This is a genomic window from Granulicella sp. 5B5, assembly GCF_014083945.1.
In the GTDB taxonomy this organism is placed as follows: domain Bacteria; phylum Acidobacteriota; class Terriglobia; order Terriglobales; family Acidobacteriaceae; genus Granulicella.
Genome location: NZ_CP046444.1, coordinates 3,027,793 through 3,053,531 on the forward strand (window position 1 = coordinate 3,027,793; position 25,739 = coordinate 3,053,531).

Here is a 25,739-nt window from a genome sequence, read left to right on the forward strand (position 1 = left end):
GGATTAGCTCCCCTGTGTCGTCTGCGCCTTGGGCGCGTTCAGCGAGGTGTCCGGCTGCGTCGAGACCTTCGCGCCGTCCCTCACCTTGTCGAGGCCCTCGGTCACAACGGTATCGCCGCTTTGCACGCCGCTCTTGATCACGATATTGCTGCCGATCTGCGAACCAAGCTGCACGGTGTGGACATGCACCACGTTGTCGCTGCCCACTACGTCCACCTGGTTCATGCCCTGCAACTCGCCGACCGCTCGCTGCGGCACCACGACTGCGTTATGCAGCACCTGCGTCTGTGCGCTGATGCGCCCGAACTGTCCCGGACGAAGTACGTTGCCCGGATTCGCAAACTCGGCCGCGATGCGCAGGCTGCCTGTCTGCGCGCTCACGCTGCGGTCCACAAAGATGATGCGTCCAGCCGACGAAAACACCTGCCCATTGGCCAGCGTCAGCTTCAGCGGAATCGCATTGCCTGCATTCAGCAGATCGCCATGCCCGCTCTCCTTGGACCGCTCCACCAGCGCAAGGTACTCCTGCTCGCTGATTGAGAAGTACACCTTGATCGGGTTCAACTGCGAAACCGCCGTCAGCACCGACGTGGGGCTCACCAGATTGCCCACCTGCACCGTCGCCTGCCCGGCAACGCCGTCAATCAGTGAGCGCACCTTCGTGAACCCGAGGTTCAGGTTCGCTGCATCCACCTGCGCCTGCGCCGTCGCAACGTTCGCCTTGTCAGCGGCCAGCGTCTGCGTCTCAGTATCGAGCTGGCTCTGCGCAATCGCGTGGGCTTCCGCCAGCGGCGTATCGCGCTTCACGTTGATCTCGGCCAGCTGCACCTGCGCCTGCGCCTGAGCAAGCTGCCCCTTGGCCTGGTCTAGAGTCGCCTGCAAAGGGCGAGGGTCGATCTCGAACAGCACCTGCCCCTTGTGGACCTCGCTGCCTTCCTTGTAGTCCTGGCGAATCAGGTAGCCCGATACCTGCGGCTGAATCTGGGCGTTCACAAAGCCATCGGTCTGGGCCACCCACTCACCGGTAAGCGGAACGTCCTGCTCAGAGGCCTGTGCCACCTGCACCGGCAACGGGCCACCAGCGCCCATGCCTTGCGCGGGGCCGGATGACTTGCATCCGGTGGAAACCAAAAGGGATACCGTTGCCAGGCCGGCTACGGCCACGCCTGCCTTCAGTGGGTAAAAACGGGAAAACATACGGGACTGACCTCGATCACGTGGAATGACGCGCTCAAAAAACCTCTTCATTGAAAACATACACGCATGTATATATGCTCTGAAGATGCCGTTCGGTGCAAAAAGATGGATGAAAATGTGAACGAGATGGAGACGGACGACTCCGCTCCACGAACCGGACTTCAGGCTCTGCGCTCAGAGCGAACCCGTGGCGCACTCCTCGCCGCCGCCGAAAAAATATTTGCCCGGGACGGCTTTGAGGCCTCGCGTATCGAGGATATCGCAGCCGAGGCTGGCCGTAGCCGCGGCGCCTTCTACGCCAACTTCGCCAACAAGACTGAGGTCTTCCTCGCTCTCCGCAGTCGTGCCATGCTGCAAAAGGCCCGTGAGATGCGTGCTCGCCTCCAGGAGGTCACCGGCGAACAGGCCCGCATCGAGGCCGTCAATCGCCATATCATCGAAGAGATCTGCAATACGCAATCGCTGCTGCTGCAGATCGAGTTCAAGCTCTTTACGCTGCGCCATCCTGAGCTGCGCGAGGAGCTCGCCGAAAAGCACATCGACGCCAGCGTCTTGGTGCACGAACGCGAGCTGCAGGGGTTCTTCCCCGACAAAAAATCGCACCCGAAGGAGACGCGCGAGAAAACCCTCGCCATCGAAGCTCTCCTTGAAGGCTTCGCGCTCAACGCGCTCTTCAGCCCCAACGTGCTCACCCGCGACTATCTCGAAGAGGTCGTTCCCAAACTCCTCGCGGAGATCCTCGCAGACAGATAATACCAGTGTCTCGAATACCTCTCGAGCATGCTGGCATTCCCTATCTGTCTCAATCTTTTTGGAGCACCGAGAGGGGATCGAACCCTCGAATACTGGTTTTGCAGACCAGCGCGTTAGCCACTTCGCCATCGGTGCTCATGCTGCGGAGAGAGAACTCTCTCCCCACAGGAATTATTTCGGCTGCGTCGTCGTTCGCAGGTACGGCTTCACCGTCTTGTAGCCCGGGAAGATCTTGTCCGCTTCCTCGTTCGATACAGCGCCCGTGATGATCACATCGTCACCCTGCTTCCAGTTCGCCGGCGTCGCCACCTTGTGCTTCGCGGTCAGCTGCATGGAGTCCAGCACGCGGATGATCTCGTCGAAGTTGCGGCCCGTCGTCATCGGATACGCCATCTGCAGCTTGATCTTCTTGTCCGGTCCGATGATGTAGACCACGCGAACGGTCGCGTTGTCGGCTGGCGTGCGGCCTTCGCAGCTATCGCCGGCCTCGGCGGGCAGCATGTCATAGAGCTTCGCCACCTTCAGATCGGTATCGCCGATCACGGGGAAGTTCACCTTCGCGCCGGTCACGTCTTCAATGTCCTTGGCCCACTTGCTGTGGTTCTCGACGCCATCGACACTCAGGCCGATAGGCTTCGCCCCACGCGCAATGAACTGCTGCTCCAGCGAGCCCACAGCGCCCAGCTCCGTCGTACACACCGGCGTAAAGTCCTTGGGGTGCGAGAACAGCACTGCCCAGTTGTCGCCGATCCACTCATGAAAGTGGATCGTGCCCTGCGTCGTCTCTGCCGTAAAGTCCGGCGCGATATCGTTGATGCGGAGTGACATGGTCTTCGTTCCTTCTCCGGGGCCGTGGCCCCTGGTTTCACTGCAGATGGTATTGGATACCGCAGTTGTGGTTGCCGCAGCCCTGCCGGCGTTATCGCCCTTACGTGAGAAACCCACCCGGCTCTTGCCTTGGGTGGGTCGTGATGTTCGCTTCTTGACGTCTATCGTCTCGATTCGCTCATCGACTCACCCCTGCAGGCTCGCAGCGACAGCAGCAACGGCAGCAGGTGAGGGTCGAGTTGGAGACGGTCAGCTTCATGGTCAAACACTTCTCGAATCTTTGAACCGCCGCCGGCTTCACGCCAGCATGGAAGCAGTTGGCCCCAATTGCGGTAGTCCCAAGGTACGGCGGCGGCTCACCGCTGTCAACTCCCCCAAAGGAGCCACGCAGGCCGTAGCATTCACACCATGGCCCGCACCCTCGACTACTCCGTCCTCGACGTCTTCGCAGAGCAGCCGCTCGCCGGCAACCAGCTTGCCGTCTTCCACGATGCCAGCTCGCTCACCACTGCTGAGATGCAGTCCCTCGCCCGCGAAACCAACTTCGCCGAAACCACCTTCATCCTCCCCGCGGACCCCGCGCAGGAGGCCGAGCACGGCGTCCGCGTGCGCATCTTCACCACGGAAGAGGAGTTCCCCTTCGCCGGCCACCCCACGCTCGGCACGGCCACCTGGCTCCATCTCAATCATCCAACGTTGCGCGGCGCGCAGATCATCACCCTCAAGCTCAACGTCGGTCCCATCCCCGTCACCTTCCAGCCCTCGCAGCCCGGCGACATCGGCGTCGTCGGCACCATGCGCCAGAACGATCCGGTCTTCGGTGCCGCCCACGCACGCAGCGCCATCGCGCCGCTGCTCGGCCTCGCGGAAGAAGACCTCTCACCTACCCACGCGCCGCAGACCGTCTCCACCGGCCTGCCCTTCTGCATCGTCCCGCTGCGTTCGGTCGAAGCCTTGCAGCGTCTCCAGGTCTCGCAGCGCGAGGCGCAGTCATGGCTCGGCAACAGCGGCGCAAAGTTCTTCTACTGCGTCGCCCCAACCAACGACGCGGCCCCGCACGCAGCGCAGTGGCGCGCGCGCATGCAGTTCTACAACGGCGAGGACCCCGCAACAGGCTCTGCGACCGGCTGCTGCATCTCGTGGCTCGTACAGCACGGCCTCGCCACCTCTGGCACAGACGTCGTCATCGAGCAGGGTATCGAGATCCATCGGCCCAGCCGTCTCATCGCCCGCGCCTCGCTCGCCTCTGCAAAGGTGTCCGACGTCTTCGTCTCCGGCCGCACCATTCCTGTGGCAACGGGACGCTTTTTCCTGCCTTAGCCGCAGTACTTTCCCACAGCATGGGAACCACAAACGTCAACAGCTACAAGGGGTCTCGCAGACCCGGTGGATGCGCTACTCATTTCTGGTGCATTTTTGGCAGAAAATTCACTGTTGTCACCGGCCCTTCCTCTCTGTACTCTCAGCAAATCGTTCGCAGCGGTTATACCCGATGCACCTGAAAATCGGGGCCGTAGCGACAAGGCTTAGTAGCACGCATCACCCACAATTTGACGGAGAAAAGCGGGCACTGGAAGCGCCCATCGCGTAGGGACCGTGAGTCGTATCGCCACGCGATTTTGGGTCGCTTCCACGCTTCGTTTGTCTCCACACCGCGCACCGCAGGCGGCCGGCCATGGGCTTCCCCAGGTCGTCCTCCAACGGCACAGCGGCACTGCTCCCGAGAGTGCTTCCGGGAAGCGGACGAGAGAGTTTTTGCACTCTTTCCACCGCCTTCCACAGCATCCACACGCAGACGCCCCCACTGTGCCTAAACCGGCCTCTGTTGGTCCGCGGACAACCTGAACGCTCACCCGGGCGATGCCCCGCATGACCTCCCGTCCTGCGAACGGCCCAGTTCGGCCCGAAACGCTTCACTTTTACGCAACCCTGTCCTTACGCCGCGCTGCCAACCCGCAGCAACGCGCTTGGAAGCCGCAACGCAGCACTGCAAGCCGGGCACACCGGCACGGAGAAAAATACCTATGCGTCCTCGTAAGCTGATCCTGTGCATCGAAAGCAATGAGCAAGTGCTCTCTGTCCGCAAGTTCCTCCTCGAAACCCGTGGCTACCGCGTCGTAGCCTGTGCCTCCGCCGCTGAAGCGCTCGACTACCTCCAGACCGCGACCCCCGGCTCCATCGACCTCCTGATGTCCGACCTGCTTCTCCCGCAGATGGACGGCAACGAGCTCGTCCGCCGCGCCAAGCAGCTTCTCCCCGGCCTGCCCACGCTGCTCGTCTCCGGCACCGTCACCGGCTACGATCGCGCCGCCGCTGCCGACGCCTTCCTCCCCAAGGGCGCCAGCACCCCGGCCGAGATCCTCGACCGCATCCGCATCCTCGTCGCTCGCAAGCGCGGCCCCAAAAAGCACGTCCAGTCAGTCACCGTGCCGCAGCGCGAGCTTGCCGTCGCCAGCTAGCCTTGTTGCCGAGTGCCTGTTGCGAGCACGCGGCGGGCACTCGACGATCAGTCATGTTCCAGGTGTTTAATCTCTTCAACGGGGCCGCTTGCTCCTGGCAGTATGCGTCGAATGATGCTTGGAAAGACCAGCGCCACGACGAAGTAGGCTATGGTTGTGCCCAGCGCCAGCCACGGCAGCCCCGCTCCACACGCCATCCCAATGGCTGTCACCAGCCACATCGTAGCCGCGGTCGTCAGGCCGTTCACGTGATCGCCTTTTACAAAAATCATCCCGGCTCCGATGAATCCGATGCCGGTCACAACCTGTGCTGCCACGCGCGAAGGGTCCAGCACGATGCGGCCCTCCACAAGCACATTCGTAAAGCCGTACTTCGAAACCAGCAGAAAGAGTGCAGCCGCCGTACCGACCACGGTATAGGTGCGCAGCCCCGCACTCTTATGGCGAATCTCGCGCTCCAGGCCAATGCTCGCCGACAATACGAACGCTATCCCCAGTTCGAGAAACTGCTGTAGGCCCTGGCCGCTGATCTCGGAAATCGGCATGCGTTCATTGTAGAGAGGATTAGTGGGAGCGACGGCCCAATCCGCTATGCCTCAACCAGACCGTATCTTCTCTGCCACTGCTGCTTCAGTCGAGCCCAGACAGCATCCAGCTCCTCTTGCGAGATCGACGGATCTCTCGACTCCACAAACCTCTCCGCTTCGCTCTTCGCAAGTTCTAAGATCTCGCGGTCCCGCGTCAGGTTTGCCACCCGAAACTCCGGCAGCCCCGCCTGCCTTGTGCCGAAGAACTCCCCTGGCCCGCGTTGCTGCAGGTCGAACTCCGCCAGCTCAAAACCATTCTGTGTGCGAACCATCGCATCCAGCCGCTGTTCGGCTTCGGGCGAGACCACGCCACTCGTCACCAACACGCAATAACTCTTCGCCGCCCCACGCCCCACGCGACCCCGCAGCTGATGCATCTGCGCCAGCCCAAAGCGGTCGGCATGTTCAATCACCATCACCGTTGCATTCGGCACATCCACGCCCACTTCAATCACGGTCGTGGACACCAGTACATCCACCTCGCCGCGCTTGAACCGCGCCATCATCACTTCTTTATCGTCAGCGCTCATGCGGCCATGCAGAAGCCCGAGCTTCAACCCCTTCAGCGCGCCCGCACTCAGCTCCTCAAACATCTCCGTCGCCGACCGCAGCTTCTGCCGCTGAGCCTTCTTCCGGCTCTTACCTTCGAGGGACTTACCCTTACCTCTTCCCTTGTCATTCCGTAGCGCAGCGGAGGAATCTGCTTCTTGCGTCCCAGCCTCTGAAGCCTCCAACGCAAAGTCCAGCTCCGGCTGGTCATCGCGCTCGCCTTCGATGACGGGATACACAATGTAAGCCTGCCGCTCCGCCTCCACCTGCTTGCGTACGAACTCCCAAACCTTGCTCACGCCATCTTCATTCACGCGTCGCGTCACAATCGGGCTGCGCCCCGGCGGCAGCTCGTCGATCACGCTCGCCTCCAGGTCGCCATACATCGTCAGCGCCAGCGTCCGTGGAATCGGTGTCGCCGTCATCACCAGCACATCCGGCTCTGTCGCAACGCCGCTCGCACCCGGCTTGCGCATCAACCGAAACCGCTGCTGCACACCGAACCTGTGCTGCTCATCCACAATCACCAACCCCAGGTTGTCGAAGTCGACCTTCTCCTCCACCAGCGCATGCGTGCCAATAGCGAGATCCACCTCGCCGCGAAAGATCCTCCCCCGCACCTCGCGCTTCGTCCGGTCATCCAGCGACCCCGTCAGCAGCGCCACCCGATACGGCCTGCCCGTCCGCGGCGATATCACATCCTTCAGCAGCTTCCGTGCGCCCAGATAATGCTGCGTCGCCAGGATCTCCGTCGGCGCCATCATCGCTGCCTGGTAGCCATTCTCAATCGCCACTACCGCCGCCTGGAACGCCACAATCGTCTTGCCCGAGCCCACATCGCCCTGCAGCAATCGTCGCATCGGCTGCGTCTTTCGCATGTCTCCGGCAATCTCGCCGAGCACCCGCTTCTGCGCCGCCGTCGGCTTGAACGGCAGCACCTGCTTCAGCGCCTCGCGGACCTTGTCGTCGGTCACAAACGCCGTGCCCTCGCGCTCGCGGAGCCGCCGCCGCTTCAGCTCCAGCCCCAGCTCCAGGTACCAGAACTCCTCAAAGATCAACCTGCGATGCGCCGGCGTCCGCGCGCTCATCAGCTCCGTCATCGAAGTCCCGGCAGCAGGGAAGTGCAGCGCCTGCAGGGCCTCCATCCTGCCCGGCAGCCCCAGCCGTTGCAGCATTGCCTTCGGCAGCGACTCCTCCGCCCCAGCATCCGAAAAAGCCTCGCTCTCCTGCAGATCCTTGAACACCGTCCACATCACCCGCCGCAGCCACCGCGACGTCAGCTTTGCGCCCCACGCCGTCGTCCCGCCCAGCGACGGATACACCGGCACAATCCGCCCCATCTCCAGCATGGTGAACTCGGCATCCTCGCCCGTCGCACTCGCGTCAGGCAGAATCTCAAACGTCGGCTGCACCATCTTGAACTTCGTAGACCCCGGCGGCGCGTTCAGCGCAGCCCCACTGCGCGAGCCCTCAAGCTTCCCATACAGCGCCACCATCTGCCCCGGCTTGAACTTCCCCTGCAGATAGCTCCCATGAAACCACAGGCACTTCACCGTCTCCAGCACCGCCAGCGGAGGCGGCCGCAGCAACCCATCTAATTCCTCGCCTGCCTCCACCGGCGGCTTCACCCCCACCGTCATCTCAAAGATCGGCCCCGACCGCGTCCGCAGCAGCACCGTCCCGCGCACCTCACCAATAATGCTCGCGACATCCCCAGCCTGGTACACGCTCAGCGGCTTCGGATGCAGCCGGTCCTCATACCGAAACGGCAGATGATACAGCAGGTCTTCCACCGTCACCACGCCGCGCTCCGCCAGGCCCGCGGCGATCCGTTCGCCCACGCGCTTGATGTACTTCACCGGCGTCTTCAGCTCCATCCGCACGCACTCGATGCTACCAGTGCCACTGTGGAAGGCATACACCTCGACACCCTCCCGCAACGGCCCACTCGCACCACATCCTGCGCGGTGAAATAATGGTGTCGGCGAGGTCTTCTACTCCCTACTCTCTATTCCCTACTCCCTGCGTTTCCATGGACTCTTTCTTCACCCGTTACAAGAACCCGCTGGTCCTCATCGCCGTTGTCCTCGCGCAGGTTCTTGCGCTGGCCATGCAGGTGCAGCGGTCGGCGCAGGGCTTCAACACCGGCACGCCGGACAGTCGCGAGGCCACGCTCGCCCGCCGCTGGATCTCCGCCACTGTCACCCCCATTGAGAGCATTCTGCACGGCTCATCGCTCAGCGTCCGCAATCTCTGGTCCAACTACATCGACCTCCGCGGCACCCGCCAGCAGGACGCCCAGCTTCGCAATGAGGTCGCCCGCCTGCGCGAAGAAGAGGCCGCATTCTCTGAGGACGCAGCCCAGGGCCGCCGCCTCCAGAAGCTTCTCGCCTTCAAGCAGCAGTACGTCACCACCACCGTTCCCGCGCAGGTCATCGGCACCAGCGGGTCTGACCGCTCGCGTCTCGTCCTCATCGACAAGGGCGCCAACGACGGCCTCAAGCCCGAAGAAGCCGTCATCACACCCGACGGCGTCGTCGGCAAGCTGCGCGACGTCTTCCCGCACTCCGCGCAGGTCGTGCTCATCTCCGACCCCACCTCCGGCGCCGGCGTCATCCTCACCTCCACACGCATCCGCGGCATCCTCCGCGGCACCGCCGACGGCGAGATCCAGATCAACAACCTCACCGCCGACTCCCGCATCAAGCCCGGCGAGCAGGTCGTCACCTCCGGCGGCGACCTCGTCTTTCCGCGCGGCATTCCTGTCGGCACCATCCAGTCCGTCGCGCCCGACCCCCAGCACCAGCCCTACACCGCCATCACCATCAAGCCCGCCGCCAACCTCACCGAGCTTGAAGAGGTCCTCGTCATCACCGGCACCCAGAGCACGCTCCCCGTCACCGCCCAGCAGGACGCCGCCGCAGCCGCGCAGCTCCACACCGACGAGCAGGAGCGCGCCGCCGACCAGCTCCCCAGCCTGCACCCGGACACGCCTGACGCTAAACCCGGCACCGATCCCAATGCCCCCGCCAATGCGAACGTCGTCGGCGGCCTTCCCGGCATCCCCAACTCTGGCCTGCCGCACCCTAAGCAGACCCTGCATCCTGACCGCTTCACGCCCGGCGCCGCTCCACCAGCGGAGGACATGACCCCCGGCGCCAAGTCATCGCCGGTCTACACCCCGCCGCCGCGCGTCCCCAAGCCTTCCACGGCAACATCGCCCGAGTCTGCCCCTCAGTCCGACTCCACGCCACAAACCACGCAGGAGCCGCAGCCCTAAGGGCGCCTTCACCATGGCAGAACTCAGTTACACATCCCGGCGCGAGCTCGACCAGTACGGCTTCCACCCGTCGGTCACCATCCTGGCCCCGCTCGTCTGCCTCATCCTGCAGTCGCTGTTGCCCAAAACCTTTCCGCGCTTGGCTATCCTTGACCTCCCACTCCTCGCGACGATCTTCTTCGCCGTCGCACGCCGCAGCCAGGTTGCCGGCACCCTCACCGGCACAGCCATCGGCCTCTTTCAGGACGGCCTCACCAATCAGCCCTTCGGCGTCTTCGGCATCGCCAAGGGCATCGTCGGCTACCTCGCCGCCAGCGTCGGCTTTGCGGTCGATATGGACAACGCCGTCAACCGCGGCCTTATCACCTTCCTCTTCAGCCTGCTGCAGAGCCTGTTGCTCTTCCTCATCACCCGCTGGCTGCTGAACGACCCCACCGTCCGCCTCGCGCCCGTCCACGAACTCCTCCGCGCCCTCGCGAACACCGCCGTCGGCATCCCCCTCTACTTCGCGCTCGACCGCTTCAAGACCCGTGACTAAACCGCCACGGCAACCGTCCAACCCGCACCGGCACTACACTACTATCTCAACCGCAGGAACCGCCCATGGCCACCCCTGAAGATCTCGAGAGCATCGCCCGGCAGGAGAAGCTCTCTACCGTCAAGCTGCACGCCTCGCAGTACATCGTTGCGCTTGTCCTCTTCATCCTTGGTGCCGGCCTCTGGCGGTTGCAGATCCTCGGCGCCAACAGCTACCGCGTCCTGGCCGAGCAGAACCGCATCCGCAAGGTCCCCGTGCTCGCCCCACGCGGCCGCATCTTCGACCGCGAAGGCCGCATCATCGTCGACAACTACCCATCCGTCAGCTGCTATCTCCTCCGCGAGCAGCAGAAGAGCCTCGACGCCGATCTCCCGCTCATCTCCGCCGGCCTGCACATCCCTATCGAGCAGATCCAGGCCACCATCCGTCACTACCAGTACGCGCCCAAGTATCAGCCCATCCCGCTCAAGCAGGACATCACCCCCGACGAGCAGGCCTTCATCGAGGCCCACCGCAGTGAGCTCCCCGAGCTCGAAACCCTCGAAGAGCAGCGCCGCCTCTATCCGCGCGACGGCTTCATGGCGCACCTCATCGGCTACGTCGGCGAGGTCTCCGAGAACGACCTCAACCAGTCCAGGTTCGCCTTCTACGCTCCCGGCGACGTCGTCGGAAAGTCCGGCATCGAAGAGGCCTACGACGAAATCCTTCGCGGCACTGACGGCTCCCGCGACGTCATCGTCAACTCCCATGGCAAAGAGCTCGGCGTCATGGGCCAGGAGCTCGCCACACCCGGCAAGGACATCCGCCTCACCATCGACCTCGACGTCCAGATGGCCGCCGAAAAGGCCCTCGAAGGCAAGACCGGCGCCATCGTCGCCATGGACCCCCACACCGGCGAGATCCTCGCCATGGCCTCGCGGCCCACCTTCGATCCCAATGAGTTCGCCGTCCGCCTCTCCAGCGCCTACTGGCAGACCATCCGCGACAACCCCGACCACCCCATGATGAACAAGGCCATCCAGGCGCAGCTCGCGCCCGGCTCTACCTTCAAGATCATCATGACCCTCGCTGGCCTGCAGGAGGGCGTCGCCCAGAACATGCACGTCAACTGTGCCGGTGGCGGCACTTTCTACGGACACTTCTTCGCCTGCGACCGCCACCACGGCGCGGTCGACATCCACAACGCCATCCCCTACTCCTGCGACACCTTCTACTACACCCTCGCTGAAAAACTCGGCATCGACACCATCGCCAAGTACGGCTCCGAGGTCGGCATAGGGGAGAAGACCGGCATCGACCTTCCCGACGAGGCCGAAGGCGTCATGCCCAGCGAACGCTGGAAGCTCAAGACCCTGCATGACAAGTGGTACGCCGGTGAGACCATCTCGGTCGGCATCGGCCAGGGCGCGCTTGAGGTCACCCCGCTGCAGCTCGCCCGCGCCCTCGGCGGCATCGCCTCCGGCGGCCATCTCGTGCGCCCCCACGTCGTCTTCCCGGATGAGCTCACCCCCGACGAGCTCTCCGCCATCCGCAGCACCTACCTTGGCTCCGGCGACAAGACGATCCCCCTCACCCCGGCCAACTGGCAGATCATCACCGACGACATGGCCGCCGTCACCGGCCCCACCGGCACCGCCGCCAGCGCGCACCTTGACGGCATCGACTTCGCCGGCAAGACCGGCACCGCCCAGATCATGAGCCACGACGCCCTCGCCCGCACCAACAAAGGCCACAACACCGAGCCTAATGCCTGGTTCGTCGGCATGGCCCCGCGCCGCAACCCCGACATCGTCGTCGCCGTCCTCTGGGAGCACGGTGTCTGGGGCCAGTACTCGGCCCGCCTCGCCGCGCAGGTCATCGACGCCTACGTCAACAAGCAGCGCGCCCGCGCCGGCAACGTCATGAAGCTCGCCTCCAACACTCCCGCCGCCACCGACGACACCCCCGCTGGCACTGGCGCCTCAGTCCCATATACTCCACAACCCGCCGATGACCGCAAGGCCACCACATCTCCCGGCGGCGGCCGGTAAACATCGTCAATGCTCAACCCCTGCCGTCCTCTCTTTAAACCACACAAACTAAACCTCTTACACCGCAAAACCAAAAACAACTTAATTTCCCCGAACTTCTATACTGGAAGTAGGGAGAAAAACTGGTAACTGGCAACTGAAAGCCGCAAACCCGAACCCGGTTAGGAACATGCTCATAGGTGCGGTTCACTGTCCTCTATCCTCTACACTATCCCCTTTATTTCCCATATCATACCCGTAACCATATACAGAATCAGTCGCTTACCCCCGGGATCACCCCGTAAGTCGCTGATTTTACAGATCAGGCCATCTACATAGGGGAGGGGGCACCCCCCCGATCACCCCGCTCCACCAATCACCGCTACACTACGTTCAGATGGTTCGATTTCGCGACTTCGACTGGGTTCTTCTTGGGTTCGTTCTGGTGCTCTCCGTCATCAGCGTGCTGGAGATCCGTTCCGCCACCGAGATGACCAAGTTCCACGGCTTCCAGCAGAAGCAGATGCTCTTCATTGGTGTCGGCCTCGTGCTCATGTTCGCCGTCTCCCTCATCGACTACCATCGCCTGCTCGGCATCGTCTGGTGGGCCTACGGTATCGGCGTCGGCTGCCTCGTCGCGGTCAAGCTCGTCGGCCAGAAGGTCCTCGGTGCGCGCCGCTGGATCAACCTCGGCGGCGGCATCCACTTCCAGCCCTCCGAGTGGGTCAAGCTCATCCTCATCATCGCCGCCGCCCGCTTCTTCTGGGAGATCGTCTCCAACGGCCGCGACATGGGTTGGTGGGACATCACCAAGTCCTTCGCGCTCGTTGGCCTGCCCATGCTGCTGGTCCTCGCGCAGCCCGACCTGGGAACATCGTTGACCTATCTGCCAATTCTCGTCGTCGGCCTCTTCATGGGCGGCCTGCGCCTGCGCCACGCCATCATCCTGTTGGTGGCCTTCGGTATCCTCACAGCTGTCGTCTGGCGCAGTGGGAAGATCCTCAAGCCCTACCAGAAGGCCCGTCTCACCTCCTTCACCAATCCGGAGAACGACCCCAAGGGCACCGGTTACCAGATCGAGCAGTCCATGATCGCCGTCGGCTCCGGCGGCCTCTGGGGCAAGGGCACCAACAAGGGCACCCAGACCCAGGGCGACTTCCTGCCCATTCCGTATACCGACTTCATCTTCGCGGCCTTCTGCGAGGAGCACGGCTTCATAGGTGCCGTCGGCGTCCTGCTGCTCTACTTCCTTATTCTCGTCCGGCTCATCCAGAACGCCCAGACCGCCGCCGATCCACCCGGCGCCCTCATCATCATGGGCGTCATGGCTATCCTGCTCTTCCAGGTGGCTATTAACATCGGCATGTGTGTGGATCTCATGCCGGTTACCGGCATCCCACTCCCGCTCATGAGTTATGGCGGCTCCTCGGTCATCTTCACGTTCCTGTCGTTCGGCATCGTCATGAACATCAGGATGCGACGGTTTGTGAACTAAGGGGTCGTCCCCTCCACGCTTCCCAACTTTGGTGCATACTATAGTGAGACGTCCGGCCCATGGCTGGACGGGTACGAAACCTCGCTCCGGCGGATGCCATCTTCATTCCCGCCGCAGCGGAACGAAAAGTTCTTTTATTACAAGAAGGCCGACCAGGCACGGATCAACTTCCGATGGGTCGGACAGGTTCTGAGTATGAATGCAAACGGACGGTTAACGGCCCCGCCTCTTGTTGAGGTCGCGCTGGTCACAAACTCCGTTTGCGGTAAGGTGTTGGCGAGCAGCTATTTATGGCTCTCAGCACGCGGTATCGCACTGGAAATATCCTCACTCGGCCCTGAAGCTCCGCCTCGCGCGGGCTCTCAGGTGCGTTCGCGCTCCGGCGCAGACTCACGATGCTGGACCGCTCTCCAAGCCACCGCAACTCATCTCCTGTCCCGTCCTCTGGAGGTGGCTGCCTGAGGCGAACGCCCTGAAGCGTCCCCCTCAGCAGCAGGATCTCTGCCTGTTCTGCCAGCACCCTCTTCGCCATGCGTGGACGTGCAGAAAGCAGAGCAATGTCGAAAGAAATCTATATTTCAAGTACGCCGCACGAAACGCGGCTTGCCATCGTCGAAAAGGACGAACTCACTGAGATCTACTACGAGCGTGAGAACGAATACACCCTCGCCGGCTCCATCTACAACGGTCGCGTCACCCGCGTGCTTCCCGGCATGCAGTCCAGCTTCGTAGACATCGGTCTCGAGCGCGACGCGTTCCTCTACATCACAGACTTCATGGAAGAGGCTGGTGACTCAGCCGACTTCGAATCCAGCAACGGTTCCAGCGCACCACGCTCCGGCGAGCGCCGCGAGCGTAGTAGTGACCGTGGCCGTCGCGACGATCGTGACCGCACCCGCGCGCCGCAGCTTGAGGTCCCCGTCGCCGACAATCCTCCCACCGAGGACGATCTCCTCACCGTCGACCGGGATGCCACTTCCGAGGAGATCGGTGAAGGCGCTCCCGGTGCCGATGGCAGCCGTCGCTGGCGCGGCCGCCGTGGCCGCCGCCGTGGCCGCGGTTCCAACGGTGAAGGATCGAGCGAGACAGTCTTTGCAGCGCCTCAGAGCGAGGAGGCTGTCGTCGATGAACAGCCCGCTCCGGAGATCGAGCGTAGTGACCGCGAAGACCGCAGTGATCGCAACTCCCGCCGCCGTGGCGGCCGTGATCGCCGCCGTGACGACATCCGTGAGCGTTTCACCCCACGCGGCCTGCGCAACGATGCGACCGACGAACCCGTCTCGCTCGATGCCACCGCTGCTCCCGAACCCCTGATCCTACCTGGCGAATCGCTCTCCAAGTATCGTGGCGGCTCTGAGCCCACCGCGGCTGCATCGGCCCCGGTCGCCGTATCCGACAACATGATCCGTCCTAAGCCCTCTACCGAAGTTGACCTTTCGCTCGGCTGGGATGGTGGAGCCGTTCTCCCGGGCGAGTCGCTCTCGCGACGCCGTGAGTCCGCTGCCAGCGCCGAAGGCGAGTCCGATTCCTCTCCGCGCGGCCGTGACCGCCGCCGCGAGCGTGACGAGCGCCGTGGCCGTGGAGACAACGGCAACAAGCAGTCTGAGTCCACGTCACACACCGAAAGCTTTGCTCCAGAGTCCGTCGCAGGTCTCGAACCCTCCGAGGCCGTTCAGCCGGCTGTGACCTCCCAGCATGAGGTGGAAGACACCGTTCTCCCGCTCGGCTTCGAGCTGCACCAGGACGGCGAGACCATCGAAGAGGCTCCCGAGCCCATTGCGGAGTTTCAGGAGACCATCACCGAGTACGAGCCCGAAGAAGACGCCTCGGCCTCCTACCGTGTCGATCCGGTCAGCCCCCGTGAACTCCGCCAGGGCGCCCCAGTAGAGGAGCTGCATGCCGTCGCAGAGCCGATCGTCGAGCCAGTCGACACGCGCTCCGAAACCGTTCTTTCGCACGAAGCCGTTGAGGCCGCGGAGCCCGCCTTCGAAGAGCCCGCGGAGATCGGCGCGCCCGAACAGCCGCTCCACTTCTCTCCCGGCGACGGTGTGCTCGAAGAGGAGATCCTCGACGACGATGATTTTGCCACTCCGCACTTCCACGCCAGTGCGATACAGGACGAGACGGAGGAGGAGACCCTTGAGCACGCCGCCGACCTTGGCAGCATGATCCGCGACATGTCCATCGACGAGATCACGGGCTCGCAGCCTGTTGAGCTCGATGAAGATGAGGATGACTTCGACATTGACGAAGAAGACCTCGAAGAGGACCAGTTCGAAAGCGCTGGAGACGAAGAGGGTGACGAACTCTCCGGCAGTGAAGTGAGCGAGGCCGAAGAGGACGAGTTCGCCGAGGCAGGCTCTATCGAGATCAACGATAATGGCAACGGCACCCCCGACACCGAGCGCGCCCCACGCGAAGGCGGCCGTCGTGGCCGTAGGGATGGCCGCCGTGGTGGACGTGACCGCGATCGTGGAGACCGTGGTGATCGTGGCTCGCGCGACCGTCGTGGCATGGCTAACTCGCGCTCTGGCGAGCGCCGTGGCCGTCCTTCCGTTCAGGCAAGCGACTTGCCCGCAATCAGCGATCTGCTGAAACCCGGCCAGGAAGTGCTCGTTCAGATCGCCAAGGAGCCCATTGCCAAGAAGGGCGCACGCATCACCAGCCACATCGCGCTTCCTGGCCGCTTCCTGGTCTTCATGCCGACAGTCAGCCACGTCGGCGTCAGCCGCAAGATCGAGTCCGATAGCGAGCGTCGCCGCCTCAAGGAGATTCTTCTCTCTGAGAAGGGCGACGCCAGCGGCGGCTTCATTGTGCGCACCGCGGCCTCCGGGGCCAGCGAGGACGAGCTGCGCAGCGACCTGCGCTTCCTGCTCAATCTCTGGGCCGACATTAAGACGCGTTCGGAGAGCTCGAAGTCGCCCGCGCTCATCTACCATGACCTCAACCTCATCGAGCGCATCTTGCGCGACCAGGTCACTGACAACTTCTCTGCCATCTGGGTCGACACCGAAACTGAGTACGAACGCGTGCTGCGTTTCCTGCAACGCTTCCAGCCCTCACTCATCCGCCGTGTCAAGCTCTACACCAAGGACACTCCGCTCTTCGAGCAGTTCGGCATCAACGAGGAGATCAACAAGGCATTGCGTTCCAAGGTGTGGCTCAAGTCCGGCGGCTCCATCGTCATCAACCAGACCGAAGCTCTCGTGGCCATCGACATCAACACCGGCAAGTACGTCGGCAAGACAGCGCGCCTCGAAGACACCATCGTTAAGACGAACCTCGATGCGATCCCCGAGATCGTCCGCCAGATCCGTCTGCGCGACCTCGGCGGCATCATCATCATCGACTTCATCGACATGGATGAGCGCAAGAACCGCAACCGCGTGATGGCTGCTCTCGAAGAGGAGCTCAAGAACGATCGAGCTCCTTCGAAGGTTCTCCAGTTCAATGACTTCGGTCTTGTTGCAATCACCCGCAAGCGCGTAAAGCAGTCGCTGGAACGCACACTGTCGACGACCTGCAACATCTGCCAGGGAACCGGCATGACCAAGTCTCCCATCACGGTGTGTAACGACATCTATATCGAGATGCGTAAGATGCACAAGCACATCGAGAAAGGTGACATCATGCTGCGTGTCCACCCCGAGGTCGTCAAGCAGCTCAAGTCCAACGGTGGCAAGTGGCTGCAGGAGATGGAGGACCTCTCTCGCAAGACCATCCTCGTCAAGAGCGACCCCAGCCTTCACCCCGAGCAGTTCGACATTCACTAAGACTGGAGCAATCCCCAGTAACAAAGGCCACCCTCGCGGTGGCCTTTGTTACTGAGCAGATGCGGCGCTGGTAATGCGATTTGATTCTCGATATGCTGTTAGGAGTATGTCTTTAGAAACGACTTCCTCTACCGCAACCACCTGGCCTGACCGCGCCGGGATATGGGCGTCAGCACTCTGTGTGGTGCACTGTCTGCTGACTCCGATCCTGTTCTCCCTGTCCGCTGTCTTCGTCCACTTTCTGCCGTCGGACGAAAAAGTGCATCGGTTCCTCGCGCTTGCTATTGCGCTGCTCGGAGCGCTCGCTCTGGTGCGAGGATTTCGGAAGCATCGGCGCGTACGCGTGGTTTGTACGATGACCGGTGGGCTGGCTTGTATTTTCCTGGCAGCTTTTACAGGAGATCGCTTGCCAGGTCACTGGGCGGAGGTGGGCATCACGTTTGTCGGCAGCGTTCTCATGATCTCCGCACACCGCATGAACCACACTTTCTGTAAGGACTGTTCCTGCTCCAGTCGATGAGGGAGCACAGCGGCTAACGAGTGACGCCGCTCGATGCCGCGTCGTGTGCCGCCTGCACTGCGACCTTTCGGTCATGCTTGTGGATGTAGTATGCGGCGATATCGGGATAGAACTCGCGGATGGACGAGAACGCGACATCACGCATCACGGAGTACCCAAACTTGGCGAAGAGTACTCCGAAGCCCTCCGAGCTGGTGGGGTAGTAGAAGCGCGAAATGTATTGAGTGAGCGCTTTACCGCCCAGCGTGGCGAAGGCCGGGGTGTCATGCCCATCATAGGTCTTGGAGACAGCCTGGCGGCTGATGACATACAACGCGCGCACGGCCACAGGATGCCCACTGCCCATCGGATAGTAGCGCGTATCTTCGTGCAGGGCGCTTGCCAGCAGCCAGGCAGAGAGGTACGTGCCGTCGGTCTTGTCCAGGAAGCCGCGCCAGGTATACGCCCAGTACCCGTCCGCTCCCTTGCCCAGCGATGGGTGAGAGTTCTGGGCTTCGGCTGTGAGCGAGGTCAGGCCAAGAAAGACAAAGGTGGAGTAGTCCGTGGCCTGGTGGGTGGCAACAGTGAAGTTGTACTTCCAGCCCGGAGGATGTACAGCAGCACCAGCCGAGACCGTGCGGAAGTTCGGCATAAAGCCAAGGATGCGTTTTGGTTGCTGGCGCTCTAGAGGGATAGGGTTGCCATTGGCATCGGTATTGTCACCGAGCAGGCTGCTGCGCTTATGCTTGGTCGCATCCTCCGGTTCAGGATGCCCTTGTGGCGTCTGCTGCTGCCCATCGTCGAGTGAACTGGAAGACGTCGCAGCCAGAGCTGGGGCAGGATCGAGGCTGAGCGTCGGCTCAGTTGCCACCTCAGCCACCTGTCGCGGAGCATCGTCCATGGGACGTGGTGCGACGGCTGTAGTTGGGCTCGGCGCGTCGGGCAGCGAGACAACGGCAGCCTGCTGGGCATGCAGTCCGGGAGCGAGAACCGTGGTCAGGAAGAACACGCCGGCGAAGGCGATGATTGAGGCGCGCAAGAGGCTGCTTTCTAAAGAAAAACCGCGAGAGCTGGACGCGGTGCATGGGGTTCGGCGATCACTCAGATTAGACGGTTTAGTGCGCACAGAGTTGCGTACGATGTATGCCGTACAGCGCAAACGCGACCGGGCGGCGAAACGAAACCCGCCCGTCAAATTATTCGCAAGATCAGCGACCATGCTCCTCAAGGAACTTCTCCACTTCGAGCGCTGCCATGCAACCGGAGCCTGCTGCGGTGATCGCCTGCCGATACCGACGGTCCTGCACATCTCCGCAGGCATAGACACCCGGAATCCGCTCGCCCATCAGTGTCACGAAGACGTTGTCTTCGGTCTTGATGTAGTCGTCGGCATCCAGGTCGATCTGTCCCTTGAACGCTGCGGCGTTCGGTGTATGGCCGATGCCCAGGAACATAAAGCTGACGGGCAGCGTCCAGCGCTCGCCGGTCTTCTTGTTGAAGAGCTTCAATCCCTTGAGATCCTTCTCCTCAACGCCCAGGCACTCTTCAACCAAGGTGTTATGCACGAACTCGATCTGCGGATGCGCAATTGCGCGTTCCAGCATGATCTTCGATGCGCGGAAGTTCTCGGTGCGGTTGATGATCGTGACTTTGGTCGCGAAGCGCGTCAAAAACAGCGCTTCTTCCATCGCGGAGTCGCCGCCGCCGATCACGGCAATCTCTTTGCCGGAGGCAAAGAAGCCGTCGCACGTCGCGCACGAACTCACGCCGAAACCGATCAGCGCTTGCTCGCTTGGCAGCCCCAGCCAGCGTGCGCTCGCACCCGACGCGATGATGATCGTGCGAGAGAGCACAGTCTCCTTGCCGATCGTCAGTTCAAATGGCGACTTCGAAAGGTCCGCCGAGCTCAGGTGCGCCATCTTCAGCTCCGCGCCAAAACGTGTTGCCTGCTTCTTCATGTTTTCAATCAGCTCGGGGCCCTGCACTCCCTCCGGCCAGCCGGGGAAGTTCTCCACCAGAGTGGTGATGGAGAGTTGCCCGCCGGGCTCATGGCCCTCAAGCACGAGCGGCTTCAGGTTGGCGCGGCCAGTGTAGATGGCGGCGGTAAGTCCGGCGCAGCCGGAGCCCAGGATGACGGTGTCGCGTACGGTGGTTTGGTCGGACATAGGTTGATTAGATTGTATCGGGTCAGCAACGATGCGAGGGTCTCGACACGAGATGCGGGTTCAGGACGTAAAATTGCTCCCTCTCGCATCGAGCTTCCCGTCTTTCGCATCTGCTCCTATATGGCTGATCTAGTGTTGGTATACGGAATGAGGTTGCTGCCGGCGGATGAAGTGGCAGCGGTGAAGGCGGCTCCTGTCGCCCTGAAGAACGGTAACGAGGCGCAGGTGACCATGCACATCCTCGAGGGCAGCCGTGAGCAGATTGAGTCTCAGCTGCGACACAGTATTGAGGCTTTCTTCGACTTCTACCCTGAAATTTAGGTGTGTTGTAATTTTCAGCCGTGATCTGGATTGGGACACGGCCAGCGACAGGCCCTCATCGCGACGAAGAACGCGGTGGAGGGCCTTTTGCGATGGCACATGGCGCTGCGGTGGTGGTCTTTGGTATGTGGCTGGGCATCTCCTGTCCGGCGCAGCGGTTGCAGCCCCCGATCGCGCGCCCGGTGGCCGTCAGTGCCCCGCATGTCGATGCAGGCATTGGGGATGCGGTACGCAGCCTGACAGCGCGCGCGGGCCTCATCTTCGTGGGGCAGGTCATGGCTGTCCAACCTAACGGCGGCGTGGTCAACGTAGTGTTCCAGGTCGACCAGGTGCTGCAGGGCTCAGCCGGAGCCACCTATACTCTGCACGAGTGGGCCGGTCTCTGGTCCGGAGGCCGGCAGCGCTATGTCCCCGGCCAGCGCGCCATGCTCTTCCTCCAGCCTCCCAACGCCGCCGGGTTGAGCTCCCCGGTAGATGATATGGAGGGCGTCGTACCTGTGGTGCCCATGGGTGCAGGCGCGTCCCCGTTGCTGGACGTCCGGAGGTTGGCAACCCGTGTGCAGCGAGCAGCCGGCTCGCCCATGTCTGGCGAGGCCGTCGCGTTGTCCGATGTCATATTGGGGATGCGGAACACAGCCGAGCCTCCCTTACGCAGCCTGCCTACCGGCTGGCTTCCGGCCCCGGTCCACAGACCGGTACCGATCATCACGCTAGGAGCAACGGATGTTGCGCGCTAGCCGCTTGCTTGCGTCCCTCGCATGGATGCTGCTGGTTACAACGGCGTGGGCCGGTGGACCGCGCTTCGTCACTGGCACTCAATATCCGATCGCTGGGCTCTTTATGGCCTTCTATACCCCGCAGGTCACGTACTCCACCGATGCCGGCACCTTGAGCTCGACCCTCACCCACGCGCAGTCCGATGCGATGGTCACCGCAGCCGCTCAGGTGTGGAACGTACCCACGGCGAGCCTCACTCTGTCGCAGAGCGGCGAACTCACCGAACACGTAAGCAGCGCCAATGCCTACTTTGATGGCACCAACATCGTCTTTCCCGCCGACGTGCAGGCAACCAACTATCTCCAGGTTCCCATTGCGGTCATCTATGACACCGATGGCAGCGTGACGGATCTACTTCTGGGTTCGGGTGCAAGCGACCCCAGCGGCTGCCGCCAGAACGGCGTCACGGAGAGCGTTGATGGCTTCGGCGCAACCGGAACGATACAGCACGCTCTGCTGGTGCTGAACGGGCGCTGCATCACCAGCGCGCCACAGTCGCTTACGCAGATGCAGTACCAGCTCATGCGAGCCTTCGGGCGCGTGCTGGGGCTGGCGTGGTCGCAGGTGAACGACAACGTGTTTACCGGCAGCTCGCAGCCGACAGCTATGCAGATGCAGAACTGGCCGGTGATGCACCCGATCGACGTGGTGTGTGGGCTTTATACCTACCAGTGCATGCAGAACCCATTTACTCTGCGGCCGGATGACCTGTCGGCGTTGGCGCTGCTGTATCCGGTGACAGCGACAAACTTGACGGCGGGCAAGACGATTAGCACGACGAATGGAGCGTATGTCGAGGGCTGGACGTCGTTCCCGACGGAACAGGGCATGGACCTGCTGAATATGACCGTGACGCTGACCGAGGCCAGCGGGACGATGTGGGAGAGCTGGCAGACGGTGTCGGGTATCAGTGGTGTAGCGTTCCAGGCCAATGGTGGCAATCCCGTGAGCGGTGCTGCGCCAGAGACCCAGAACAGCGGCGTGGTCTGGACAGAGCAAGAGGCGCAGTACGAGATGGGCGATGTCCCTGTACCTACCTCATGGGAAGGGATGCTGGTGCAGCCGGAGGCGATCAACCCGCTGTATACAGGCGAGTATTCGCTGGGGCCTTATGTTCGGACGCCGATGTCGATGGCTGGCGGCGCACCGAACTCGATCTCGCCGTTCGCGAATCCGGGTGTTCTGCAGGGGTTCTGGATCACGATGACGAACGAGCCTGCGAGCTGTTCCCCTGGCGATGATGGAACCGAGGCGAGTCCCGTAGCCGTCGATCCCAGCGGGTGGTGGAGCGGGTTGCTGTGCGGGCCGGGGCATAGCTCGTGGTGGAGCATGAGGGTGCAGGCGAACCGGACCTGGACGATCGAGACGACTGCACTGGACGAGGACGGCGCGGCGACGGTGCGGAAGGCGCAGCCGGTGATCGGCGTGTGGAACAGCTCCGATCCGACGGGTACGTTGCCGACGGTGGCGAGCCAGGCAACGGCGATGAATGCCATGTCACTGGGTGTGACGCAACTGCGGATGCCGGCAACGGCGGTCGCCAGCAGCTATCGGTTTGTGGTGGCGGACCAGTTTGGGGGCGGCAGGCCGGACTTTGCCTATCAGGCTCGGGTTTTGTATGCCGATAGCGTATCGCCCGCAACTGTGGGGCTGAGCGGTGGGACGATCACTATCACCGGGGTCGGCTTTCGGCAGGGAAATGAGGTGCTGGTGAATGGTGTGCGTGCGCAGGTGGTGAGTTGGAGCGCGACGCAGATTGTGGCCACGGCGCCGTCGCAGAGCAGTGCAGGAGCGGGTGTGCAACCGGTGGATGTGGAGGTGCTCGATGCCAGCACTGGTGGCTCGACGGATATCTCGGGGGTGTTCACTTATGCGTCAGCTGTGGTGGTGGTGGCGGGGCTACCGGCGGAGATCACTGCCGTCAGTGGCGCGGGGCAGAGCGTGTATGTCGGCACGGCGCTGAACCCGGTGGTGCTGCAGGTGAGCGACAGCAACGGCAACCCGGTGAGCGGCGCGACTGTGAATGTGTACCAGACGGTGTATGCCTGGGAGGGCACGTGCGCGGCTAAGGGGCCTTGCGCTTCTGCCCCGGTGCTGAAGACCCAGAAGGCTACGATGACGTCCGATGCCAATGGGCATGTGTCTGTGACGCCGCTGACGGTTTCCGGGCAGCCGCAGGTGGTGGAGATGGCGGTGAGCTCGGGAGCTACTGGATTTGTGAGTTTATCGCTGGTGATTGCGCCTTAGGGATACCCCTCCCCCCTCCCTATGTAGCGGAGGTATCTAGCAGAATCAGCGACTTACGGGGTGATCCCGAGGGTAAGTGGCTGATTCTGTATATGGTTACGGGTATGATATGGGAAATAAAGGGGATAGTGGGTAGAGGATAGAGCGAGCTGGGGCGGGTTTGCTGCTTCAGTTGCCAGTTTGCCAGTTACCCAGTGAACCAGTTCTTTCCCTAGTTTCAGTATAGAAGGTGGAGATGGGGAAAGTGTTTTTGGTTTGTGGGTGTAAGTGGATTGGATTGTTCGGTTTGCATGGTGGAGGCAGGGTTGGGTGGTTGACAGCAAAAAAGGCGACGGCAGCCGGGTGGGCTGCCGTCGCCTTTTTATCAGGATTGAAGTTGGTTAGTAAGGCTCGACGGGGAGGAGGGAGTCGCGGGCCGGAGGGCGCTTGATGGATGCGATGCCGTAGGAGGCGATGTAGACATAGCAGAGGGCCGGGATGACGAAGGCGTGGTGGAGACCGATCTTGTCGGCGAGGAAACCGGTGAGCTCGGGGATGATCGCTCCGCCGAGGATGGCGGCGATGAGCAGGCTGGAGCCCTTGCTGGTGAGCGGGCCGAGGTCCTGGATGCCGAGCGTGAAGATGGACGGGAACATGATGGAGTTGCAGAAGCCGACGAAGAGCAGAGCGAACATCGCAACATGGCCGAAGGTGAGGATGGAGGTGACCGTCAGCAGGAAGGCGCAGATGGCAGCGGTGCCAAGCACGGGGCCGGTGCGGACCTTCTGGAGGACGCCGGAGCCGATGAAGCGGCCGGTCATCGCGCCACCCCAGTAGACCATGAGGTAGTTGGCGGCGACCTTTTCAGGCAGAGCGCCGATGTTGGAGAGGCCCATGTAGTTGACGAGGAGGCTGCCGATGGCGACCTCCGCACCGACGTAGGTGAAGATGCCGAGGGCGCCGAAGAGGAGCCAGGGGTGGCGCCAGATGGTGTCGGGCTTGGAGAGAGCTTCGGCGAAGGCGCCGGGGCGGAAGTCCTGGGTGAGATCGGTCTGGCCGGTCTGCGGCTTGAGCTTGATGACGGCCAGCGCGATGGCGAGCAGGACGAGCGTGACCGTGATGACGATGTAAGGCAGCGTGACGGTGTGGGCCTGGACCTGGCGGTACTCCTGCAACGCGGCGGCGGAGAGGGAGTGCATCTTGTCGGGCGAGAGCTGGGTGGCTCCGCCGAGGATGAGGAGGCCGCCGATGAACGGCGCGATGAAGGTGCCGAAGGAGTTGAAGGCCTGCGCGAGGTTGAGGCGGCTGGCCGCGCCCGCTGCTGGACCGATGACGGTAACGTAGGGGTTCACGGCGACCTGGACGATGGTCATTCCGGCGGCGAGGACGATGAGCGCGCCGAGGAAGACAGGGAAGAGCGCGAGATAGGCCGCGGGCAGGAAGCCGCAGGCCCCGGCTGCCATGACGAGCAGGCCGATGACCATGGCCTTCTTGTAACCGACCTTCTCCACGAGCTTGCCACCGGGGTAGCTGAAGATGAAGTAGGAGGAGAAGAAGGCAAACTGCACGAGAAGCACTTCGGCGTAGTTGAGCTCGAAGATGGACTTGAGGTGCGGGATGACGATGTCGTTGAGGCAGGTGAGGAAGCCGACCATGAAGAAGAGCGCGGTGGCTACGGACATCGCGCGGGTGTCGGTCTTGATGGTCGAGTCGGCCATGTAGCCGGGGGCGCTTACGTTGCGAACGGGAACGGCCAAGTGATGCTCCTTCGGAAAAAGCCTACGGTATCAGAATACGTGTTGTTTTGGCGTGGAGCGAGTGGCGGGTTTCAATGGGGGATTGGGGGGCTAAAGTGCTGCTGTGCTGGAACGTCCGGGGTACGCTCGCGCCTTTGGCGCATCGCTGCGGCAGACGCAGGTCTCTCCACTACGGCGCAAACGCGCGCCTCCGGTCGAGATGACACATCTGAGGGAGTACAAAGCGTTGTCGAGAGGATGGTTGCCGCTGGTGGCATGGGGGAACTCGAGGACGGCGTAGGGCTGGCCGCCAGCGTAGGAGGCGCGCGTCATGACGTCGAGACGGAGGGCGTCGATGCGGAGAGTGAGCTGCGGGCTGGTGAGTTGGATTCCGCTGGAGGTGTGAGCGTTGGCGGGGAGTTGTGCGGCTAAGGGAAGAGCGGCGGCGAGGACAAACGTTTGTAGCGAGAGGCGGAGCGAACGATGTGACATAGCCCCATCATGGTATCTCGCGTTTGACTCGTTGTGCGCGGCACCTCATTCATTG

Annotated in this window: 20 protein-coding genes and 1 tRNA gene; 12 read left to right on the plus strand and 9 right to left on the minus strand. The window is 62.5% G+C overall.

Annotation, left to right across the window (positions count from 1 at the left end; genetic code table 11):
* Window positions 1–3: 3 nt before the first annotated feature.
* Window positions 4–1,197: an efflux RND transporter periplasmic adaptor subunit gene (locus tag GOB94_RS12700; protein WP_182276265.1), complete on the minus strand. Its 1,194-nt coding sequence runs from the start codon at window positions 1,195–1,197 to the stop codon at window positions 4–6.
* Window positions 1,198–1,302: 105 nt separating this feature from the next.
* Here GOB94_RS12700 and GOB94_RS12705 point away from each other — a divergent pair, with 105 nt between their 5' ends.
* Complete coding sequence (locus tag GOB94_RS12705; protein ID WP_182276266.1) at window positions 1,303–1,950, plus strand: TetR/AcrR family transcriptional regulator; 648 nt, start codon at window positions 1,303–1,305, stop codon at window positions 1,948–1,950.
* Between the two features lie 59 nt (window positions 1,951–2,009).
* Here the strand turns inward: GOB94_RS12705 and GOB94_RS12710 are convergent.
* Together GOB94_RS12710 and GOB94_RS12715 are read right to left on the minus strand one after the other, a co-directional pair.
* Window positions 2,010–2,085: transfer RNA gene (locus tag GOB94_RS12710), tRNA-Cys, on the minus strand.
* A 36-nt stretch (window positions 2,086–2,121) separates the two neighbouring features.
* Complete coding sequence (locus GOB94_RS12715) at window positions 2,122–2,778, minus strand: peroxiredoxin (protein WP_182276267.1); 657 nt, start codon at window positions 2,776–2,778, stop codon at window positions 2,122–2,124.
* 408 nt (window positions 2,779–3,186) lie between these two features.
* Here GOB94_RS12715 and GOB94_RS12720 point away from each other — a divergent pair, with 408 nt between their 5' ends.
* Both GOB94_RS12720 and GOB94_RS12725 read left to right on the plus strand, forming a co-directional pair.
* Window positions 3,187–4,098 carry a PhzF family phenazine biosynthesis protein gene (locus GOB94_RS12720; RefSeq protein ID WP_182276268.1) on the plus strand — a complete coding sequence of 304 codons (912 nt, stop codon included), beginning with the start codon at window positions 3,187–3,189 and terminating at the stop codon, window positions 4,096–4,098.
* Between the two features lie 704 nt (window positions 4,099–4,802).
* Entirely contained in the window at window positions 4,803–5,237 is a 435-nt protein-coding gene (locus GOB94_RS12725; protein WP_182276269.1) for a response regulator, read from the plus strand.
* Between the two features lie 47 nt (window positions 5,238–5,284).
* Here the strand turns inward: GOB94_RS12725 and GOB94_RS12730 are convergent, their stop codons facing one another.
* Together GOB94_RS12730 and recG are read right to left on the minus strand one after the other, a co-directional pair.
* The gene (locus GOB94_RS12730; protein ID WP_182276270.1) at window positions 5,285–5,782 is read right to left on the minus strand and encodes an MgtC/SapB family protein; all 498 of its coding nucleotides are present in this window, start codon (window positions 5,780–5,782) and stop codon (window positions 5,285–5,287) included.
* Window positions 5,783–5,826: 44 nt separating this feature from the next.
* Window positions 5,827–8,250 carry an ATP-dependent DNA helicase RecG gene (recG, locus tag GOB94_RS12735; protein WP_182278612.1) on the minus strand — a complete coding sequence of 808 codons (2,424 nt, stop codon included), beginning with the start codon at window positions 8,248–8,250 and terminating at the stop codon, window positions 5,827–5,829.
* A gap of 155 nt (window positions 8,251–8,405) precedes the next feature.
* Between recG and mreC the strand changes: the two genes are divergently transcribed.
* The 6 genes from mreC to GOB94_RS12765 all read left to right on the plus strand — a co-directional run bounded on the left by mreC (window position 8,406) and on the right by GOB94_RS12765 (window position 17,988).
* Window positions 8,406–9,653, plus strand: a complete 1,248-nt coding sequence (mreC, locus tag GOB94_RS12740) for a rod shape-determining protein MreC (RefSeq protein ID WP_182276271.1) — start codon at window positions 8,406–8,408, stop codon at window positions 9,651–9,653.
* A 13-nt stretch (window positions 9,654–9,666) separates the two neighbouring features.
* Window positions 9,667–10,191: a rod shape-determining protein MreD gene (mreD, locus tag GOB94_RS12745; protein WP_182276272.1), complete on the plus strand. Its 525-nt coding sequence runs from the start codon at window positions 9,667–9,669 to the stop codon at window positions 10,189–10,191.
* A gap of 65 nt (window positions 10,192–10,256) precedes the next feature.
* Window positions 10,257–12,221, plus strand: a complete 1,965-nt coding sequence (mrdA, locus tag GOB94_RS12750) for a penicillin-binding protein 2 (RefSeq protein WP_182276273.1) — start codon at window positions 10,257–10,259, stop codon at window positions 12,219–12,221.
* Between the two features lie 376 nt (window positions 12,222–12,597).
* On the plus strand, window positions 12,598–13,695 hold the full coding sequence (rodA, locus tag GOB94_RS12755; protein WP_182276274.1) for a rod shape-determining protein RodA: 1,098 nt from the start codon (window positions 12,598–12,600) through the stop codon (window positions 13,693–13,695).
* Window positions 13,696–14,252: 557 nt separating this feature from the next.
* A complete protein-coding gene (locus GOB94_RS12760; RefSeq protein ID WP_182276275.1) occupies window positions 14,253–17,468 on the plus strand; it encodes an Rne/Rng family ribonuclease in 3,216 nt (1,071 codons plus the stop codon).
* 106 nt (window positions 17,469–17,574) lie between these two features.
* Window positions 17,575–17,988: a MerC domain-containing protein gene (locus GOB94_RS12765; RefSeq protein WP_182276276.1), complete on the plus strand. Its 414-nt coding sequence runs from the start codon at window positions 17,575–17,577 to the stop codon at window positions 17,986–17,988.
* A 13-nt stretch (window positions 17,989–18,001) separates the two neighbouring features.
* On the opposite strand, the gene GOB94_RS12770 is transcribed toward GOB94_RS12765, so the two are convergent.
* Window positions 18,002–19,006, minus strand: a complete 1,005-nt coding sequence (locus GOB94_RS12770; RefSeq protein ID WP_255483934.1) for a hypothetical protein — start codon at window positions 19,004–19,006, stop codon at window positions 18,002–18,004.
* 169 nt (window positions 19,007–19,175) lie between these two features.
* Window positions 19,176–20,132, minus strand: a complete 957-nt coding sequence (gene trxB, locus GOB94_RS12775; protein WP_182276277.1) for a thioredoxin-disulfide reductase — start codon at window positions 20,130–20,132, stop codon at window positions 19,176–19,178.
* A 120-nt stretch (window positions 20,133–20,252) separates the two neighbouring features.
* On the opposite strand from trxB, the gene GOB94_RS12780 reads away from it, so the two are divergent.
* The 3 genes from GOB94_RS12780 to GOB94_RS12790 all read left to right on the plus strand — a co-directional run bounded on the left by GOB94_RS12780 (window position 20,253) and on the right by GOB94_RS12790 (window position 23,477).
* Window positions 20,253–20,453: an allantoinase gene (locus tag GOB94_RS12780; RefSeq protein ID WP_182276278.1), complete on the plus strand. Its 201-nt coding sequence runs from the start codon at window positions 20,253–20,255 to the stop codon at window positions 20,451–20,453.
* A gap of 92 nt (window positions 20,454–20,545) precedes the next feature.
* The gene (locus GOB94_RS12785; RefSeq protein ID WP_182276279.1) at window positions 20,546–21,190 is read left to right on the plus strand and encodes a hypothetical protein; all 645 of its coding nucleotides are present in this window, start codon (window positions 20,546–20,548) and stop codon (window positions 21,188–21,190) included.
* A complete protein-coding gene (locus GOB94_RS12790; RefSeq protein ID WP_182276280.1) occupies window positions 21,177–23,477 on the plus strand; it encodes an IPT/TIG domain-containing protein in 2,301 nt (766 codons plus the stop codon). The genes GOB94_RS12785 and GOB94_RS12790 overlap by 14 nt, the downstream gene beginning before the upstream one ends.
* Before the next feature lie 380 nt (window positions 23,478–23,857).
* On the opposite strand, the gene GOB94_RS12795 is transcribed toward GOB94_RS12790, so the two are convergent.
* Together GOB94_RS12795 and GOB94_RS12800 are read right to left on the minus strand one after the other, a co-directional pair.
* A complete protein-coding gene (locus GOB94_RS12795) occupies window positions 23,858–25,213 on the minus strand; it encodes a sugar MFS transporter (protein ID WP_255483935.1) in 1,356 nt (451 codons plus the stop codon).
* 90 nt (window positions 25,214–25,303) lie between these two features.
* Window positions 25,304–25,684 (minus strand): hypothetical protein, encoded by a 381-nt coding sequence (locus GOB94_RS12800; protein ID WP_182276281.1) that lies wholly within the window; start codon window positions 25,682–25,684, stop codon window positions 25,304–25,306.
* Between the last annotated feature and the right edge of the window lie 55 nt (window positions 25,685–25,739).

Coding starts and splice junctions, on each gene's coding strand:
- rodA (WP_182276274.1), top strand. CDS start 12,598: ATGGTTCGATTTCGCGACTTCGACTGGGTTCTTCTTGGGTTCGTTCTG.
- GOB94_RS12760 (WP_182276275.1), top strand. CDS start 14,253: ATGTCGAAAGAAATCTATATTTCAAGTACGCCGCACGAAACGCGGCTT.
- GOB94_RS12720 (WP_182276268.1), top strand. CDS start 3,187: ATGGCCCGCACCCTCGACTACTCCGTCCTCGACGTCTTCGCAGAGCAG.
- mrdA (WP_182276273.1), top strand. CDS start 10,257: ATGGCCACCCCTGAAGATCTCGAGAGCATCGCCCGGCAGGAGAAGCTC.
- GOB94_RS12725 (WP_182276269.1), top strand. CDS start 4,803: ATGCGTCCTCGTAAGCTGATCCTGTGCATCGAAAGCAATGAGCAAGTG.
- mreC (WP_182276271.1), top strand. CDS start 8,406: ATGGACTCTTTCTTCACCCGTTACAAGAACCCGCTGGTCCTCATCGCC.
- GOB94_RS12765 (WP_182276276.1), top strand. CDS start 17,575: ATGTCTTTAGAAACGACTTCCTCTACCGCAACCACCTGGCCTGACCGC.
- GOB94_RS12715 (WP_182276267.1), bottom strand. CDS start 2,778: ATGTCACTCCGCATCAACGATATCGCGCCGGACTTTACGGCAGAGACG.
- GOB94_RS12700 (WP_182276265.1), bottom strand. CDS start 1,197: ATGTTTTCCCGTTTTTACCCACTGAAGGCAGGCGTGGCCGTAGCCGGC.
- recG (WP_182278612.1), bottom strand. CDS start 8,250: ATGGAGCTGAAGACGCCGGTGAAGTACATCAAGCGCGTGGGCGAACGG.
- trxB (WP_182276277.1), bottom strand. CDS start 20,132: ATGTCCGACCAAACCACCGTACGCGACACCGTCATCCTGGGCTCCGGC.
- mreD (WP_182276272.1), top strand. CDS start 9,667: ATGGCAGAACTCAGTTACACATCCCGGCGCGAGCTCGACCAGTACGGC.
- GOB94_RS12730 (WP_182276270.1), bottom strand. CDS start 5,782: ATGCCGATTTCCGAGATCAGCGGCCAGGGCCTACAGCAGTTTCTCGAA.
- GOB94_RS12705 (WP_182276266.1), top strand. CDS start 1,303: ATGGATGAAAATGTGAACGAGATGGAGACGGACGACTCCGCTCCACGA.
- GOB94_RS12785 (WP_182276279.1), top strand. CDS start 20,546: ATGGCACATGGCGCTGCGGTGGTGGTCTTTGGTATGTGGCTGGGCATC.
- GOB94_RS12790 (WP_182276280.1), top strand. CDS start 21,177: ATGTTGCGCGCTAGCCGCTTGCTTGCGTCCCTCGCATGGATGCTGCTG.
- GOB94_RS12780 (WP_182276278.1), top strand. CDS start 20,253: ATGGCTGATCTAGTGTTGGTATACGGAATGAGGTTGCTGCCGGCGGAT.
- GOB94_RS12800 (WP_182276281.1), bottom strand. CDS start 25,684: ATGTCACATCGTTCGCTCCGCCTCTCGCTACAAACGTTTGTCCTCGCC.